The sequence below is a fragment of the Burkholderia sp. E168m23 genome (genome assembly GCF_016586125.1).
Lineage (GTDB): Bacteria > Pseudomonadota > Gammaproteobacteria > Burkholderiales > Burkholderiaceae > Burkholderia > Burkholderia orbicola.
In genome coordinates this window covers 1-1,043 of sequence record NZ_BCPP01001474.1, presented here as the reverse complement: position 1 = coordinate 1,043, position 1,043 = coordinate 1, and the positions used below count along the sequence as shown (strand labels likewise).

2 protein-coding genes are annotated in these 1,043 nt (G+C 67.9%); one reads left to right on the top strand and one right to left on the bottom strand.

Annotated elements, in window-relative coordinates:
* A partial coding sequence (locus tag JMF90_RS38250) for a MetQ/NlpA family ABC transporter substrate-binding protein (RefSeq protein WP_236598143.1) occupies window positions 1-212 on the top strand: 212 nt, incomplete at its 5' end.
* A gap of 157 nt (window positions 213-369) precedes the next feature.
* On the opposite strand, the gene JMF90_RS38245 is transcribed toward JMF90_RS38250, so the two are convergent.
* Window positions 370-1,043, bottom strand: a 674-nt coding sequence (locus tag JMF90_RS38245; protein ID WP_201326460.1) for a succinylglutamate desuccinylase/aspartoacylase family protein, incomplete at its 5' end; no start/stop codon positions are given.

The following is a 1,043-nucleotide window of genomic DNA, read 5'->3' as shown; positions in this document are numbered from 1 at the left end:
ACACCGATTACGCGGTGAAGGCCGGACTCACGCCGGTGAAGGATGCGATCGCGATCGAGGATCTGCGCGGCCCGTACGCGAACCTGATCGCGGTGCGCGCGCAGGACAAGGACAAGCCGTGGGTGAAGAAGCTCGTCGCGGCCTATGAATCGGACGACGTGCGCAAGTTCATCGACCAGAAGTTCGGCGGCGCGATCGTGCCGGCGTTCTGAACTTCCTTCGCACGTAGCAGCGGCCGGCGGCGCGGTATCGGCCGCCGACGCGCGCTCCGGAAAGCAAATCGCCCGCGTAAGCGGGCGATTTCGTTTGATGCAGCCGATGACGTGCGATGCGCGCCGCGGCCCGGCGTGCGGGCCGCGCCCAGCCGGTTCAGGCCGACAGCAGCGACCCAGTGCGGATCGCGGTCGCGCCGGCGATGCGCGCGACTTCCATGCCGGCCGTCGCGAAGCGCACGACCTGACGCGCATACAGCACGCCCGACACGCTGCTCTTCAGCGTGACGACGCGATCGGTCAGCGGATCGACGATGTCGGCCACGGCCTGGCCGGCCTCGATCATCGCGCCGACCGGCGTGCGGAACACGATCACGCCCGACACCGGCGCGACGAGCGGATCGGTGCCCGCGAGCGGCGTGGCCGGATGCGCGAGCGGCGGCAGCGGCGCCGGCGTGCCTTCGACGATGCCGCGCTCGGTCAGGTATTCGACGATCGCCTGCGCATCCTTTTCGGCGAACTCGTACGACACGTCGCGTTCGCTGCGCAGTTCCACCGTGACGGAAATCGCGCCGTTCGGGATCGGGAAGCGGTCGCCGAAGCGGTTGCGCAGATCCGACCAGCAGAAGCTGTGGATTTCGTCGAACGGGTTGCCGACCGAATTCAGCGCGAGCAGCGACGCCTTGGCATCGAGATAGCGCGCCAGCGGCTCGACGTCCGCCCACAGATCGGGATTCGTGTAGAGGTGCATCACCGCATCGCTGTCGCAGTGCAGGTCGAGCACGATATCGGCGTCGAACGACAGCTTCTGCAGCGCGAGGCGTTGCGAGT